This window comes from bacterium, assembly GCA_036504735.1.
Classification (GTDB): Bacteria; Electryoneota; RPQS01; order RPQS01; family RPQS01; genus DASXUQ01.
Genome location: DASXUQ010000018.1, coordinates 43,544 through 58,368 on the forward strand (window position 1 = coordinate 43,544; position 14,825 = coordinate 58,368).

16 protein-coding genes are annotated in these 14,825 nt (G+C 57.9%); 6 read left to right on the forward strand and 10 right to left on the reverse strand.

Features of this window, described 5'->3' with window-relative positions; translation table 11 throughout:
* Positions 1 to 177 precede the first annotated feature (177 nt).
* Entirely contained in the window at positions 178 to 447 is a 270-nt protein-coding gene (locus VGL38_14250; GenBank protein HEY3296588.1) for a type II toxin-antitoxin system Phd/YefM family antitoxin, read from the forward strand.
* On the forward strand, positions 444 to 779 hold the full coding sequence (locus VGL38_14255) for a type II toxin-antitoxin system RelE/ParE family toxin (GenBank protein HEY3296589.1): 336 nt from the start codon (positions 444 to 446) through the stop codon (positions 777 to 779). The genes VGL38_14250 and VGL38_14255 overlap by 4 nt, the downstream gene beginning before the upstream one ends.
* Positions 780 to 858: 79 nt before the next feature.
* Here the strand turns inward: VGL38_14255 and VGL38_14260 are convergent, their stop codons facing one another.
* The 6 genes from VGL38_14260 to dapF all read right to left on the reverse strand — a co-directional run bounded on the left by VGL38_14260 (position 859) and on the right by dapF (position 6,203).
* On the reverse strand, positions 859 to 1,575 hold the full coding sequence (locus VGL38_14260; protein HEY3296590.1) for a glycerophosphodiester phosphodiesterase: 717 nt from the start codon (positions 1,573 to 1,575) through the stop codon (positions 859 to 861).
* On the reverse strand, positions 1,568 to 2,707 hold the full coding sequence (locus tag VGL38_14265) for an aminotransferase class I/II-fold pyridoxal phosphate-dependent enzyme (protein ID HEY3296591.1): 1,140 nt from the start codon (positions 2,705 to 2,707) through the stop codon (positions 1,568 to 1,570). The genes VGL38_14260 and VGL38_14265 overlap by 8 nt, the downstream gene beginning before the upstream one ends.
* A 260-nt stretch (positions 2,708 to 2,967) precedes the next feature.
* Positions 2,968 to 3,474 carry a VUT family protein gene (locus VGL38_14270; GenBank protein HEY3296592.1) on the reverse strand — a complete coding sequence of 169 codons (507 nt, stop codon included), beginning with the start codon at positions 3,472 to 3,474 and terminating at the stop codon, positions 2,968 to 2,970.
* Between the two features lie 3 nt (positions 3,475 to 3,477).
* Entirely contained in the window at positions 3,478 to 3,873 is a 396-nt protein-coding gene (gene queF, locus VGL38_14275) for a preQ(1) synthase (protein ID HEY3296593.1), read from the reverse strand.
* A gap of 63 nt (positions 3,874 to 3,936) precedes the next feature.
* Positions 3,937 to 5,202 (reverse strand): hypothetical protein, encoded by a 1,266-nt coding sequence (locus VGL38_14280; protein HEY3296594.1) that lies wholly within the window; start codon positions 5,200 to 5,202, stop codon positions 3,937 to 3,939.
* A gap of 164 nt (positions 5,203 to 5,366) precedes the next feature.
* Positions 5,367 to 6,203 (reverse strand): diaminopimelate epimerase, encoded by an 837-nt coding sequence (dapF, locus tag VGL38_14285; GenBank protein ID HEY3296595.1) that lies wholly within the window; start codon positions 6,201 to 6,203, stop codon positions 5,367 to 5,369.
* A 220-nt stretch (positions 6,204 to 6,423) separates the two neighbouring features.
* On the opposite strand from dapF, the gene VGL38_14290 reads away from it, so the two are divergent.
* A complete protein-coding gene (locus VGL38_14290; protein ID HEY3296596.1) occupies positions 6,424 to 7,680 on the forward strand; it encodes a hypothetical protein in 1,257 nt (418 codons plus the stop codon).
* A 252-nt stretch (positions 7,681 to 7,932) separates the two neighbouring features.
* On the opposite strand, the gene VGL38_14295 is transcribed toward VGL38_14290, so the two are convergent.
* The 4 genes from VGL38_14295 to VGL38_14310 all read right to left on the reverse strand — a co-directional run bounded on the left by VGL38_14295 (position 7,933) and on the right by VGL38_14310 (position 10,624).
* Complete coding sequence (locus VGL38_14295) at positions 7,933 to 8,265, reverse strand: cupin domain-containing protein (protein ID HEY3296597.1); 333 nt, start codon at positions 8,263 to 8,265, stop codon at positions 7,933 to 7,935.
* 2 nt (positions 8,266 to 8,267) lie between these two features.
* Positions 8,268 to 8,900: a SagB/ThcOx family dehydrogenase gene (locus VGL38_14300; GenBank protein HEY3296598.1), complete on the reverse strand. Its 633-nt coding sequence runs from the start codon at positions 8,898 to 8,900 to the stop codon at positions 8,268 to 8,270.
* 90 nt (positions 8,901 to 8,990) lie between these two features.
* Complete coding sequence (locus VGL38_14305; protein HEY3296599.1) at positions 8,991 to 9,800, reverse strand: alpha/beta hydrolase; 810 nt, start codon at positions 9,798 to 9,800, stop codon at positions 8,991 to 8,993.
* 188 nt (positions 9,801 to 9,988) lie between these two features.
* Positions 9,989 to 10,624 carry a hypothetical protein gene (locus VGL38_14310; GenBank protein HEY3296600.1) on the reverse strand — a complete coding sequence of 212 codons (636 nt, stop codon included), beginning with the start codon at positions 10,622 to 10,624 and terminating at the stop codon, positions 9,989 to 9,991.
* Between the two features lie 204 nt (positions 10,625 to 10,828).
* On the opposite strand from VGL38_14310, the gene VGL38_14315 reads away from it, so the two are divergent.
* The 3 genes from VGL38_14315 to VGL38_14325 all read left to right on the forward strand — a co-directional run bounded on the left by VGL38_14315 (position 10,829) and on the right by VGL38_14325 (position 14,615).
* Positions 10,829 to 12,271 carry an aldehyde dehydrogenase family protein gene (locus tag VGL38_14315; protein ID HEY3296601.1) on the forward strand — a complete coding sequence of 481 codons (1,443 nt, stop codon included), beginning with the start codon at positions 10,829 to 10,831 and terminating at the stop codon, positions 12,269 to 12,271.
* Positions 12,272 to 12,330: 59 nt separating this feature from the next.
* Entirely contained in the window at positions 12,331 to 13,305 is a 975-nt protein-coding gene (locus VGL38_14320) for a hypothetical protein (protein HEY3296602.1), read from the forward strand.
* A 320-nt stretch (positions 13,306 to 13,625) separates the two neighbouring features.
* A complete protein-coding gene (locus VGL38_14325; GenBank protein ID HEY3296603.1) occupies positions 13,626 to 14,615 on the forward strand; it encodes a hypothetical protein in 990 nt (329 codons plus the stop codon).
* The last annotated feature ends 210 nt before the right edge of the window (positions 14,616 to 14,825 follow it).

Here is a 14,825-nt window from a genome sequence, read left to right on the forward strand (position 1 = left end):
GTGCAATCTGTGGCCGTGTTCATCATGAGATTAATATAGTCATAATAGGGCTACTTGTCAAGAATTAAATGCGACAAAATCTATCCCGTTGAACCCAAGAAAGTGAGAGCATGCAACCGAGGCTTGACATTCGGCAACACATGTTGTACATTAGAATGTACAGAATCCGGAGGTCAGATGTACAAAGAGATGACGATCACAGAAGCACGGCAGGCCCTAACCTCTCTGCCGGAACTATTTGAAAAGAATCCCGGCACAGTCGCGGTGACTCGCCGCGGCAAGCAGGTGCTGGCGGTGCTGCCGTGGGAACTCTATGAGTCTATCATGGAGACAATGAACATCTTGGGCGACGCCGAACTTATGGCCGCGATTCGACAGGGGATGAAAGACATCGAAGCCGGGCGAACTGTTTCTCTTGAGGAGTTCGAACGGAGACTGAAGCTGTGAAAACTTATACCGTCAGGATTTCCGAACTGGCGACGCAAATGGCGGAAAAGATCAACGACGTCCGCGTGCGCAGGAAATTGCTTGAACGCACCAAGGAGTTGGCTATCGATCCTTTGCTGCAGGGCAAACCCCTCGGGAACGAACTTGCGGGGTATCGAAGCGTGCGTGCGGTAGGGCAACGCTACCGCATCATCTATCGCGTTGAAGATGATATCGTGCTGGTTCTGGTGGTGGCGCTGGGCCGGCGCGAGGAGAAAAGTAAGGCTGATATATACGAGCTAACCAAAAAGCTGCTGCGCGCCGGATTGATTGAACCGCCAAAGAAAAAATAGCAATAGAAACAGGCTGAGCCTCGCGGTTCAGCCTGTTTTGTTTTTCCGAACTACGGAGCGGACACGGCGGGCCGTGTCCCTATGAGAAGGCCTTGACCAATTCTCCCGGGCAATCGGTGATGAGGCCGGTGACGCCGGCGCGCCCCAAACGATGGGCTTCGGCGATCTCGTTGACGGTCCAGGCAAACAGCGGCAGATGCGCCGCGCGGTAAAAGCGCGCCAGATCATCGGTCAGATGGCGGCTCTCGCAGGCAATGCCCGAGGCGTCCATGGCCGCCAGCATGTCCGCGTCGGTTTGACCGTCGCGCGGGCCGAAGGTAATCAGCAGCGCCGGCACATCGGGAGCCAGATCGCGGCAGGCGTAGACCGCGCGCGGATCGAAACTGGAGAAGGCATAACTGCTCTTGGGCAGAATGGCCCGAGCGAGGCGGATCGCTTCGGCTTCAAACCCTGCGCTCTTCAGTTCGATGTTCATCAAGCCGCGCCCCGCCACCAGTTTGAAGACCTCTTCGATGGTCGGCAGTTCACACTCAGCCAGACGCGCCAGAGGCAGAAGCTTCTCATAGGACAGCGAGGCCACAGGTTCATTGGTCGGCAGCATGTCATCGTGATGGGCCACGAGAATGCCGTCGGCGGTGCGCTGCACGTCCACTTCGATGCCGTCCGCGCCTTCATCGAGCGCCAGGCGGAAGGATTCGAGGGTATTCTCCGGCGCATGGCGCGGACTGCCGCGATGACCAAAGATCAGCGGCCGGCCACGCGCGGCGGTTAATTGGCGAAAGACTTCATCAAACAAGGCGGTGCAGTGCCTCCTGTATGCGGTGAAGCGGTTGAGTCAGAGCGAGGCGAACATAGCCCACGCCCTCGGGGCCGAAGCCGCGTCCGGGCGTGATCACCACGTCGCGTTCGAGAGCGTGTTCCACAAACGGCATTTCATCCTGTCCCACGCGCGCCCAGACATAAAACGTCGCGGGGCTGTAGGTGACATCCAAGCCGAGGGAGGACAGGGCGCGTTCGGCAAAGGTGCGGCGCTCGCCATACGTGAGGCGGATTTCGCGCACTTCCGGCGGCGGCTCCATGCCGTTGTAACGCAGCAGGCCGTCGGCCATAGCGCGCTGAATCATCAGCGGCGCGCCGCTGTCGATTTGCGTCTTGGCTTTGACCAGTCCCGCAATAATATCTTCCCGCCCCACGGCAAAGCCGATGCGGAATCCGGTGGCATTGAACACCTTGGACAGCGAATGCATCTCCACCGCGTTGTTAGTGAACTGCAGGAAAGACGGCGCGACGTAGCTGCCGAAAGTCATCTCGCTGTAGGCGTGATCGTGGCAGACCACCGTTTCCTTGTGGGTGTCGGCAAAGTCGGCGAGTTTATGCCAGAAGGAGTCCGGCGCAATGGCTCCGGTGGGATTGTTCGGATAGTTGACGAAGAACATCCGCGCGCCCTCGGCCTGCGCAATCTCCGGCAGAAACTGATGCTCCGCTCGCAGCGGCAGCGTGCGCACGCGGCCATCGCAGAGCGCGGTGATGCCCTGTGCGTAGACCGGATAAGCCGGCGACGGCACGGCGACTTCATCTCCCGGATTGACATAAGCACGCCCGAGTGACGACAACCCTTCTTTGCCGCCCAGCACCACGCAGATCTGCGTATCCGAATCCAGTTCCACGTGGAAGCGTCCGGCAAAATAGTGCGCGATGGCCTGCCGCACTTCTCCGTCGCCGCGCGAGGACGAATAGAAATGCGCGTCCGGATCGGCGGTGTGGCGCTGCAAGGATTCGGTGAAACTTGAAGGCGGCGGCAGATCGGGATCCCCGATGCCGAGATTGATCACATCCTTGCCGCGCGCAATCTTCTCGGAGACCTTGCGTTCGAGATCGGCGAAGAGGTAGGGCGGCAGTGTGTTCAGACGATGGGCGTAGTCGAGCATTTGAAGAAAATAGGAAATGTGAAATAGGAATGGAAGACGGGATCTTCCTCAATGGACTCTTTGCCTGCGTGCACCTCTACCCTTGTCATCCTGCATTCTTCTTAGAATGCAGGATCTCTCTTCCCTGCTGCTTCCCGATAGATCCTGCATCCCGCAGACGGGCTGCAGGTCGAAGACTCCGGTGGAGTCCACGGACTCTAACGAGATGACAAGGTCAGGGAAGTGGCGCATGGGACAGTGACAGAGTCTCGCGCCGGTCTTCACGCTCCGGGGGCATGCACGGCCTTCGGTTTCAATAAGGGAATCATCACGGACGAGATGATCATCTTGATAATCCACTGGCCGAGGATAATGCGCGGGTTCCAACCGAAGGCGAGGGTGATGAAGATCGCCGAATCGGCTACGGAGGAAAACAGGTTGGAGATCAGCGAGCGCTGCACGAAGGAGCGCTTGACCACGGTGAAGAGCAGCGTGTCCAGCGACTCGGAGACGATGAACGCCGCCACGCTGGCCAGACTGATGCGCGCCAAAAGCGGCAGGCCGACAAACACGCCCATCAGCCAGCTTAAGACCGCCGTGATGGCGATGAGCATGTAGACCCAGCGCGTGCCGCGGTCGATCTGAATGCGGTCGCGCAGCGTAAAGAGCGGCGCAAAGAAGAACACTCCCGCCGGAGCCTTCACCCCAAACGGCAGCGGCACCATCCAAAGGCTGGCGAAGATATTCGCCGCCACAATCAAAATCACATACAGAACGGAAAGCAGCACAGGTTATCTCTCGTAGTGCCAGGTGGCGGAAATGGCAATGCCGCCCCGCACGTTGAAATGCACGGTCACATCCAGCGACACGGGTTTGACATACTTGACGAAATCCTTGCCGATGTCCACCGCCAGATGCTCATGGAACACGCCGGTTTCGCGGTAGGTTTCGAGGTACAGTTTCATGGATTTGGATTCCACCACGAACTGGTCCGGCAGATAGCTGATTTCGATCTCGGCAAAGTCCGGCTGCCCGGTCATGGGACAGACACAGGTGAATTCCGTGCAGTGCAGGTTCACCGTGATTTCGCCCGGCGCATGATTGGGAAACACTTCCAACCGCCGCGAGGGCCGGGCCTTGCTGCCAAGCTTGGTAAGGGTCTTGAGGTCTTGTTTGGTGGTAGGCATTGAATACAAAATCCAAAAAGCTGAAAAGCGAAAAAGCCAAAATGAAGGCGGGGATGAGGACGCTTAATACGTGAAGACGAAGGCCAGTTCGCGAAAGGTGACATCCTTCGGCAGCGGACGGCCATAGGGAGAAGGAGCATTCCGGTCACGGATGAAGGTTTTGCCGGCGTCATACTGCACATCAAGATGCTGCGCAATGTAGGATACTGCGCGGTTTTCGCGGACGGTGGGAAGCAGCGTCAACGCCTTCAAACAGCCGGAAAGGCGGAATCCGTAGCCGTCCGTCTCGTAGCGGCTGACATCTGTGGAGGCATGAACCGATCTCCAGATCCGCGCGGGTGCATAATGACCGCCGCGCAGGTAGAACAGCTCGCCGATGCTGATCTCATAGCCCGTGCGCTTGGTGATCAGCGCATTGCTTTGGCCCAGCAGCAGATCATTGACCGGATCGATATCCCCAAATCCATTCTGGTAACGGATGTGGGAGACGTCGCTGTCATCGATCAACAGGTCTTCGCCTTCGATGCCGCCTTCTAAAGACAAAACTCGCCATTCGCCACCTGCCGGATGGCGGGCGTTGATGCCGGTGGCCAGCGCAAACGACTGGCGCGCCGTACGCTCCGGCATTTCTTGATTCGGTCCATAACGGCTGCCGGCATTCAACAGGGAATATGCGGCACTCGGGGTGAGAAAGGCTGTCCACGCGAGGCCCTCTGCCGTCGCAGGCTCTGGTGCATAGGGCAACCGTGTATGCCATGGGGCCTGGACAAAGACGCCGTAATCGCTGGAGGTGAACCGCTCCCCATGGCCCCACATCGATGTATACTTTTTCTCATTGAACCCAAGTCCCAGTTCAATCCCGGCATAGTGCGCGCCCACGCCGATACTGAATCCTTTGCTGTCCGCATGGGGATTGAACTCTGCCTCATGGCCGACATCCGATGGGAACAAAATATCCAGCACGCTCTCGTGGTAGCCGATTCCGATGCTGACCGGCAGTTTCCAATGCAGAGCGGATTCATTGAGTCCAAGCTGCACCACACGGCTGGACACGTGGTACTCTCCATAGTACGGATCACGCCAGCCGTAGTGCGTCTGCTGCGGATAGAAGGCCGCCATCAGGCGATTGTGTCCGGCTAAAATGCCCAGCAATCCCGGATTGGACAGCGCGGCCAGCGGATCGGCATTGTCCGCCGATGTGTACACTCCTGCCCGGCCAATAGCCCGTGGCGACACCGGCATCGTCAGTACAGATTGCGCCCATGCGCTTGAGAGGAGAAGGACGTAGGTTAGAACGAGAACGCAGACGGCGGCAAATCGCTTCAGCATGGGTCGTTCCTTATTTGGTGTCTGCAAGAAATTAATCGAACCCGAGGTCTCTCTCGAAGACGATCAATTGGTAGCGGGCACGACATGTCGTGCCCCTACGACGGACACAGATTGTCGGTCCGTACCGGGTGCCTCTGGAGAGGCACCACGGCGAGCGTCCGTGATCAGATTTCCACCTCTCCTTTGAACACAAACTTCGCGGGGCCGCGTTGGCGGATTTCGGAGAAGGTATCGGAGACGGTGATGTGCAACGTGCCGCCGGGTTGAATGACCGCGATGGGCTGGTTGAATTCGAAATGGCCGAGGGCCGCGCCGGCGCAGGCCGTGGCGGTGCTGCCACTGCCGCAGGCGAGGGTGATGCCCGCGCCGCGTTCCCAAACCACAAGGCGGCAGGCGATGGGCGAGATCACATTCACGAATTCGATGTTGGCGCCTTCGGGAAAGGCCGGATGCTTTTCCAGCACGGGGCCATAGGTTTCGGCAAAGGCAATATCCCGCTCCTCGCCGAAAATCACGCCGTGCGGATTGCCCACGTTTACCGGGGCCACCATGAAGTGCTTGTCGCGCGCGCGCAGATCAAGCAGTTCGGGTTTGCCGTTGCCCGTCGAAGATCCCGCTCCGCGGACAAAGCGGGGCCGGGGCATGGTGCCTTCTACGCTATCTTCGGCAACCATCCGCGCGCGCTGAATGCCGCCGCCGGTTTGAATGGTGACGTCCTTGTCCACCCCATAACCACACTCTTTTAAGAAGAGGACGAAGCAGCGCATGCCGTTGCCGGAAATCTCCGCCGGGGAGCCGTCCGCATTGAACAGCACCATGCGGTGGTCGGCTTCGCTGGTGGGCTGGCGGACCAGAATCCCGTCCGCGCCAAGGCCGATATGGCGGTCACAGAGGAAACGGATGATGGGAGGAGTCAGCGTCGGCGTGATCGAGCGGTCGCGGTCCTCCATCAGGATAAAGTCGTTACCGAGGCCGTGGTACTTGGAAAAGGGGATGTTCATGTGTCACAGAATCAAAGGCTTGTTCGCTTGGGGTGTGACCAATATGGGAAATTCTTGGCCAAACAGCAAGACAAAAGACTGGGAGTCCCAAGGCTCCGGAGAAAAGCTGAAAACTGACATCTGGAAGCAGAAGAGCCGAAAGTTATTGAATGCGGCTTCAAATATGCGTATATTTGGTCGTTATGTCCAATCAAAATGTACATTTAGAGTAGGAGTGACCATGCGGAAGTTGATCCTGATTGTGGTGACGGCCTTAGTCTTGACATCCGTGGCATCTGCCGAGCCGTATTACAGCGTCCTTTTTGGACAATCCTGCTTCCTCTGCCATCAAAATCCCACTGGGCGCGGCTTGCGCTCGACCTATGGCAGCCAGTTTTTCGCCACCCGCTATCTTCCCAAATGGGTGCCCGCCGATTCCGTTCTGGCCAAGGTTTCCCCACAAGTCAGTTCGAGCGTGCTGGTAGGTCTGGATTTCCGGCAGATCTGGATGGCGGAAGATGCCCCGGCGGCTGGCCAGCGCGCAGGGTTTTCCGAGCCGTTCAGCTCCAATACCGGCTCGGACAACATGATGAATGCTACCCTCTATCTGGCCTTTCAGCCGACGGAGAAGATTGCACTGCGCTACACGCAGGATATTGTTGGAACTTACTTCGGCGTGCACCGCTTCGAAGCGTACGGCATGGCTCATCTGCTGCCGTTCCACGGGTATGTTAAGGCCGGGCAGTTTCAGGAAAACTATGGCTGGGGCTTCGCCGACCACACGGCCTTTGTACGCACGGGTCTGTGGGAAGGTTACAATGGCGTTGTCAGCAGCGGCGGCGGAACACCGGTTCCCCCCATTCCTCCCCGGTATGGGGTGGGTGGCGAAATCGGTTTTTCGCCCAGCCATATCAACGTGACCGCCTCTTATACCGAAACGGCGGATCCGCCGCTTGAACCGGGCCCGCAGGACTCTCAGAAACGCTGGACCGGACGGATCATGGCTCAGGAAGGAATTCAGAAGCTGGGGCTGGAGTTCACCGGCGGTGTCAGTGGATGGTACGCGCCCGCGTTTGGCGGAGATTCCACCCGGCAGAAATGGTGGGGTGGTTTCGGCGGCATTGGCTGGCAGGGACTTCCCGACAAGTTCGGCTGCACCCGTGGCTTCGGATTTCTGACCACCGCCGCGCTGTTCGAATATGACCGCAAAGCATGGACTCCCATCTCTATCGGCCAGGCGGTCACCAGCGCCTACAGCACGACGCAGGTTTCGGTGATGGTGCAGCCGGGTGTGTGGGTGCTGGGCGCTTACGACTGGCTGGACAACACGGGCAAGAAGGACGGCAACGAAGCGCAGCGGTATTCGGTAGGCTTGCAGATTTTCCCGTGGCCGTGGGTGGACATCTCGCCGATGTATCGCCTGTACAAGCAACCCGCCATCAATGGCGTGAAGCGGGACATCCGCCACGCCGAATTGCAGGCGCATTTCCTGTTTTAAGCTCGAGCGCGATGATTGGAAAGAGGCGGCCAATGCGGGCCGCCTCTTTTTGTGTATACTTCTTGTTGCAACCCCCCTTCATCCCCCCTTATTCTAAGGGGGGAGACCCGACCCCCCTGAATCCCCCCGTAAACGGGGGGCAAGGGGCTTTAGCCCCTTGTCTTGCCCTTCCCCCTTTTGAAAAAGGGGGAATCAGAAGGGGGTTCTGAATTTCGCCCGCACCCGGAGGGTGCGGAGTAGTACGCTTTTGGCTTACGACCGAATCATGATCAGCAGCATCTTGAACTTCTGCACGGCTTTGACGGCGTGGGGAATATTGGCGGGCATGATAGCGGTTTGTCCGGCGGCGGTGGGAACGGATTTGCCACCGATAATCAGTTCCGCTTCACCGTCGAGCACCTGTACAATGGCGTCGAACGGCGCGGTGTGCTCGCTCAATTCCTGCCCTTTGTCGAAGGCAAACAGCGTGAGCGTGCCCGTGGGCCGTTTGATAAGGGTGCGGCTGACCACCGAGCCATCGCCATATTGTACCAGTTCGGCCAGATTCAGAGCTTCCGCAGTAGGAGCATTGTATTCTTCAGCCATAATTATCCTCGCTTTTTTCCGATTGAGACCATATAGAGGGGATCCGATTCCATGCGGAGCATCTCTTTTACCGCATCTTCATTCAAATAACCGACCGCCACCGAGCCCAGGCCCAGCGCTTCAGCCTGCAGGTGGACATTCTGCACCGCGTGTCCCATTTCCATTAGCACATAGCGCAGCGCCATGCCGCCGTACTGTTTTTCCATGCGCGCGGTCACGGTGCCAAGCACCAGATTTACGCCAACGGTTTTGATAAAGTCCTGCTTGGTGGAGAGATCGAACAGTTTCTCGCCGAAGTCTCCGAGGACGATCTGTTCGACCACATGCGCTTCCAGGCCGGGCAGATAGTGATAGATGCCGGGGGCAAGGCCGTCCACGTGGGAGACTACGGCATAGATTTCGAGGGGGAAGATGGCGCCGGCGGACGGCACCGTGCGAAAGCCTTCTTGTGAGGTAATTCCCTGGCAGGACCAGAGCAGTTGGCTGAACTGCTGCAAGGTCAGCGGGTCGGAGGTATACTCTCGAATAGAACGGCGCACATGCAGCGCCTGTTCCACGGAAAAGGAACTTTTGAAGTTGGGCGGCGGCAGCACAAGTGTCTTTAAGGCGCGCGCCGTGGGATGTTCAAGGGACATAGGTGTGTTTCCGAAAGAAAGCTTGTGCCACGCGGGGTAAAAACACCCCACGCGGCGGTCAGATATTCCCGGCACGCGGGAGCGTGCCGGTCAGTGGGGGGTTGATGATAACAGAAAATTGCGGATGGCCGCCGCGTAGTTTTCGAAGCCCATCGTCTGCGGAACGTTGGTGTGCGTCGCGTCATGGATCAGGTCCAGCGTTTTCGGCGGCGGCGCGTTCTCATAGACAAGGCGGCCATTGGTTTGCCACGGCACATAGTCATCGGCATCACCGTGGAGTTGCAGATAGGGTGTGTGGATGGCCCGGATGCGAGAGGCATTGTCCATATTGTCATCGATCACAAAACTGCCGGGCAGATCGAGCGGCGTGGCGGTGTGGAACAGGGCTTCACCACTGGCAAAGGGCGCTTCGGCGATCAGGCAAAGCGGATAGCTGTGCGCGGAGGCGGCAGCCAGATCTATCGAGACCACATTGCCTAAAGAGTAACCGTAAAAGAACAGCCTGGTAGTGTCTGCATGCAGGGTGTTGACCACATAATCCAGCGCCGCCCGGCCATCGGCATACAAACCTGACGCGGACGGTGTGCCCTCGCTGCGGCCATAGCCCCGGTAATCAAAGATGAAGCAGCGGATGCCCATCTTGTAGAACAGTTCCACGCGATCCCAGTACTCTTCGATGTTCTCCTTGTTGCCGTGGCAATAGAGCACCGTGTAGCCCGTGTCCAGACTGTCCGTGCGGAAGGTGTAGAAGCCGTAGAGCGTGTTGCCTTCGGAATCGAAGGTGTACATCGCGCGGTTGGATTCGGGGATCACCGCCGTGGACAGATCGTAGCGGTCAATCTTCTTCTGGTTGAAGAGGAAGGAATCGAGAGAGCAGGAACACAGAAGCCAGGAAACCAAGATGCCAAGAAGCCACCCCCACCCCCATCTAACTTCCCCCACCCCCATCCCAGCCTTCCCCCACTGAAGTAGGGGAAGGAGACGAGAGCAGAACCCCCTTCTGATTCCCCCTTTTTCAAAGGGGGAAGGGCAGATCGGGTCTCCCCCCTTATAATAAGGGGGGACCAAGGGGGGTGCGCTTCTCCAGCTCATTTCATCCCTCCCAGCTCGATGGTCAGGCCGAATTGCGGGGAGATGGCGCCGTGTTCGTTGATGCCGTGGTAATCCACCGGAGTGAAATGATTGTCGCGGTTCAACGCCAGCCACTGCAACTCACCGTAGAGGTTGAAGCGGCCCATGCGGTACGAAGTGCCCGCATACAGCGAGGAGATGTACAGCGGATGATGGGAAAGCTGAAAGGTGTTGTGCAGTCCAGCATACGGCACCCAGCGCGCACCGATGGGATGGGCAATGGCCGCCGAAATTTCCGGATAGGCTCGCGCGGCGGTAAAATCGGAGAAGAACAGCACGTCTGCCGTAACCGACGGAACCCAGCGGTTGGTCGGTAGTTGGGGGAAATAGGTGAGGCCGGGAGTGATTCCCAGGAACTTGAAGGCTGCCGCCAGCACATGCAGATCCGCATGGGCATCGAGGCGGTCGGTGATGCCGTAGGTGGCGCCCGCCATGGCATAGGGAATGGGAATCACCGCGCCGTAGGCGTTGACGAGCGGGCCGCCCACCGACGCGCTGGCCTGCATCCGCCCTGCTCCCACCGGCAGGTTGTGCATCTGCGCACCGCAGCCGATGACAAAAAGAAGGGGTAGAATAACGAAGAGTTTTAGCATTCTGATCGCCGGATTAAGTGGCCGGTCCCATCCTGCCACATGTCGCGTGCGCCCATACGGCGGGACAGAGCCCGCCGCCTACTCTAATGGTGTAACATACAACTTTCGGGGAACATCGGCAACTGGTTGCTTTTCTTGCTCGCTTTAGGTACTTTACAACTGAAGTAAATTCCTACATCTTATACAATCTCAAGAGAATAGCTCATGGCTGACCTCTTTCCTTTGGTGGTTCCGGGAGCGGCCACACGCGGCAAACCGCTCGAGGTGCATGCACCTTATGACGGCCATCTGATTGCCACCTGCGAAACGGCGGATTGGGCTGCCGCGGACAAGGCTCTTTCTACGGCTGAAGCACTCTATCGCCATCGCGATCAGTGGCTGCCACTACCGGAACGGCTGGCCATTCTGAACGGGCTGATGAGCCTGCTGCAACAGCATCAGGAAGAATTGGCCTTGGAAGCGGCCCGCGAAGGCGGAAAGCCGCTGATGGATTCGCGGATTGAAGCGGCTCGCGCCGTGGACAGCATCCGCGTGTGCATCGAGACCATGCGCACGGACTACGGGCACGGCATTCCCATGAATCTGAATGCGGCCTCCAAGAACCGTCTGGCAGTGACGCGCTTCGAGCCCATTGGCCCGGTGCTGGCGCTCAGCGCCTTCAATCATCCGCTGAATCTGATTGCCCATCAGGTCGGCCCGGCCATTGCCGCGGGCTGCCCGTGTATTGTCAAACCCGCCGAGGCCACGCCGCTCTCCTGCATCCGCTTTGTGCGCATGCTTTATGAAGCAGGTTTGCCCGAGGAGTGGTGCCAGTGTGTGATTGCCGAAAATCTCGACGTGGTGCAGAAAATGGTGGCCGATCCGCGTGTGGCGTTTGTGTCGTTCATCGGCAGTGCGCGTGTGGGCTGGATGCTGCGCTCGACGCTGGCTCCTGGAACGCGCGTGGCCTTGGAGCACGGCGGTGTGGCTCCGGTGATCGTATCTTCAGATGCCAGCCTCGAAGAGGCCGTGCCGATGATTGCCAAGGGTGGGTTCTATCATGCGGGGCAGGTGTGCGTGTCGGTGCAGCGGGTGTTTGTGCACGAATCCATTGCTCACAGTTTTGCCGAAAAGCTGGCGGAGCGGGCAAAGAAAATGAAGATCGGCGATCCGACCTTGCCGGAGACGGAGATCGGCCCGCTGATCCGCAAGAGCGAAGTGGGGCGCGTGGACGAGTGGATCAAGGAAGCGGTGCAGGGTGGCGCGGAATTGCTGTGCGGGGGGAAGAAAATCTCAGATTCCTGCTATGAAGCGACGGTGCTGTACAATCCTCCGGCGCAGGCGCGCGTAACCCGGGAAGAGGTGTTTGGTCCCGTGGTGTGCGTGTATCCCTTTGCAGATCTTGACGAAGCGATTGCGCGCGCCAATGATTCGCCGTTTGCGTTTCAGTCGGCGGTGTTCACCAAAAATCTCGACACGGCGCTTCGCTGCTATGCGCGGCTGAAGTCCTCAGCGGTGATGGTCAATGATCACACCGCCTTCCGCGTGGATTGGATGCCGTTTGCCGGTCTTGAGCAGTCCGGCCACGGCGTGGGCGGCATCCCGTATACGATCCGGGATATGCAGATCGAAAAGATGCTGGTCATCCATTCACCGGGACTGGCGTGAAGCTAAAAGACAAAATACCAAAAGGCCCAAAAGCCCAAAGGCGGATTCCAGTTGGATTTTTGGCATTCGGGCTTTTGGGCTTTTGTTCCTCCCTTTTCGCGGCTTCGCCGTTTGATCATTACGCGGCGTTGCTGGATACTCTGTGCGGATCACATTATGCGGCGGGGGATTCGATTGCGGCGCAGATCGAGCAGGAGAATCCGGGACATCCGGCGGCGATGCTGGCACACGCGGGGGTGAAGGCGTTCTATGCGGTGGACATTACCGGCGGAAGTGAAGACATTGATGTGCTGGCCATGCTCGATTCGGTGGTGCACAGGGCCGAAGAATACAAGGAGCATCCCGGCGAGGATCAGGCGTCGCTGTCGTTTATCCGTGGCTGTGCGCTGTTTGGACGGGGACTGATTCTCTCGCGGCAGGGGAAAGTGATGCAAGGCATTCCGCTGGTGGTGAGAGCACGGCGGGAGTTCGGGCATGTGATCGATCTCAAATCGGATTTCTATGATGCCTATTTGGGGCGCGGCGCTTTCCGGTATGTGAAGGTGGTGTTTCTATCCAAGTACGACCCCTTCCGCCTGGTGACCAATGAAGCCGAGGCGCGGCACGATGTGGATATTGCCGTGCGCAGCGCGACCTTCACGCACTGGCTGGCGGTAGATCTCTTGGCGTGGTTGGGACCGTCGCGCAAGCAGTTTGCTCTGACAGACAGTCTGTGTGCCGTCGGCCTCGAACGCTTTCCCGAATCGCGCACCTTTCTTTGGCCGCTCAGTTTCTCCCTGATGGACCAGCATAAATACGCGGACGCGGAGAAGGTTTGTCTCGATCTATTGCACCAGTACCAGCAGATCCCGGAAGATCACGGCTTTGAGTTGCTCTGGCTGTATGATTGGCTGACGGTCTGCGCCGATAGTCAGGGCCGTTCGGATGACGCCTTTTCTTACGCTCAAGCCGGTTTGGCCGTGCCGCATTCGCCGTTTTCTGCCGTTCAGCGCAAGGACCAGCTTCGAAGGATGCGGGAGCGCGTGAACCGCTGATCCGATCACACCTGCTTGAAGAGGCTATTTCGAATGTTATAGAGGCACCCTCGGGGATGCCTCTTTTTTGTTGGCAAATATGCGGAATTATGCACAAAAGCAAAGTCTGACGGATAATTCACATACAGTCGGCTCAGGACACAATAGGATAAATGGCATATAGATGTCGTATTTATAGTTATCTAAGCCCGCGACACTTGACAAGTGGATGCAATTATCATAATATTAATGCGAGCTTATTTTTTCGTCACGCAATTGTGGAAGCCTATAGAATATCGGATTTTTGATATGTTATGGAATTAAAGCGCGAGGAGAGAGCCATGCGGTTGTTGAGTCTGTTGATGATGTTGGGAATGAGTGTAGTGGTGGCCTTTGGCCACACAACCTACACCGGTTATTCCGGGGCACCGGGGAGAAGTACCTGTGCTTCATCCTGTCATGGCTCCGGTACGGGGACAATCACGGTGAGCGGCTTCCCCACCAGTTACACTCCGGGGCAGGCGTACACGGTGACCGTCTCCCGCACGGGCACGACGGCGATTGCCAACTTCAATGCTTCCTGTCGCGTGGGCACAGGTTCGACCAATGCCGGAACTATCGCCGCCGGGACAGCCACATCCACTTATAATGCGACGGGCGAAACCAACGGAGTTCACTTCACCGCCGGGCAGCAGGCGCTGGGCACGTTCTCGTGGACGGCACCGGTTGCCGGGACGGGGACGGTGCGGCTCTATCTGGGTGGACATCAGGGGACAACCCCCGACGATCCGAACAATGCTTTTGTGCTGGTGGCTACAGAAGCGGTTCCTCCTCCCGGAGCGGCGACTAACCCGTCTCCGGCAGATAATGCCATCGGCGTCGCAATGAGTCCCGCCTTGAGTTGGACTGCAGGAGCGGGAGCTGTGTCACATGATGTTTACTTTGGCAACAGCAATCCGCCGGCGTTCATCGGCAATCAGGCCGGGACAGCCTACTCTCCGGGAATGCTGAACGGCGGAGCCACTTATTTCTGGCGGATTGACGAGCAGGGTCCGGGCGGAACTACCGCCGGTGCTGTGTGGCAGTTTACGACGATGGTTACCGGACTCATGCCGCCGCAGAATTTAGTCATTTTGCAGGATCAGCCGCTGGTGCGGCTCTTCTGGAATCCTGCGCCGATTTCTACAACCTACATTGTTTACCGTGGTACCAGTTATGGTTCGGCCATGAGTGCCATTGGGTTTACGGCGGATACGTCCTTTGTGGACAGCAGCGGGCTCGCAAGTCCAGATCTTAAAGCTTTTTACTCCGTGACTGCATCCACACCATAGGTCTGGATTTCTGTGCTCGAGTGTCAGAAGGAGTCCCTCCCCGGGGGCTCCTTCCCGTTTGTTCAATGAATGAGAGACAGGTTAAAATCGTACATACAACTCTCATTCAGCGATTATTTTACAGAACACTCTTGACATCTTTATCCACATAGCATAGTTTATAGGTGGCTGCAGGGTCTCCTGTTCAGTGGCACATGGTGAAAAAGCGGA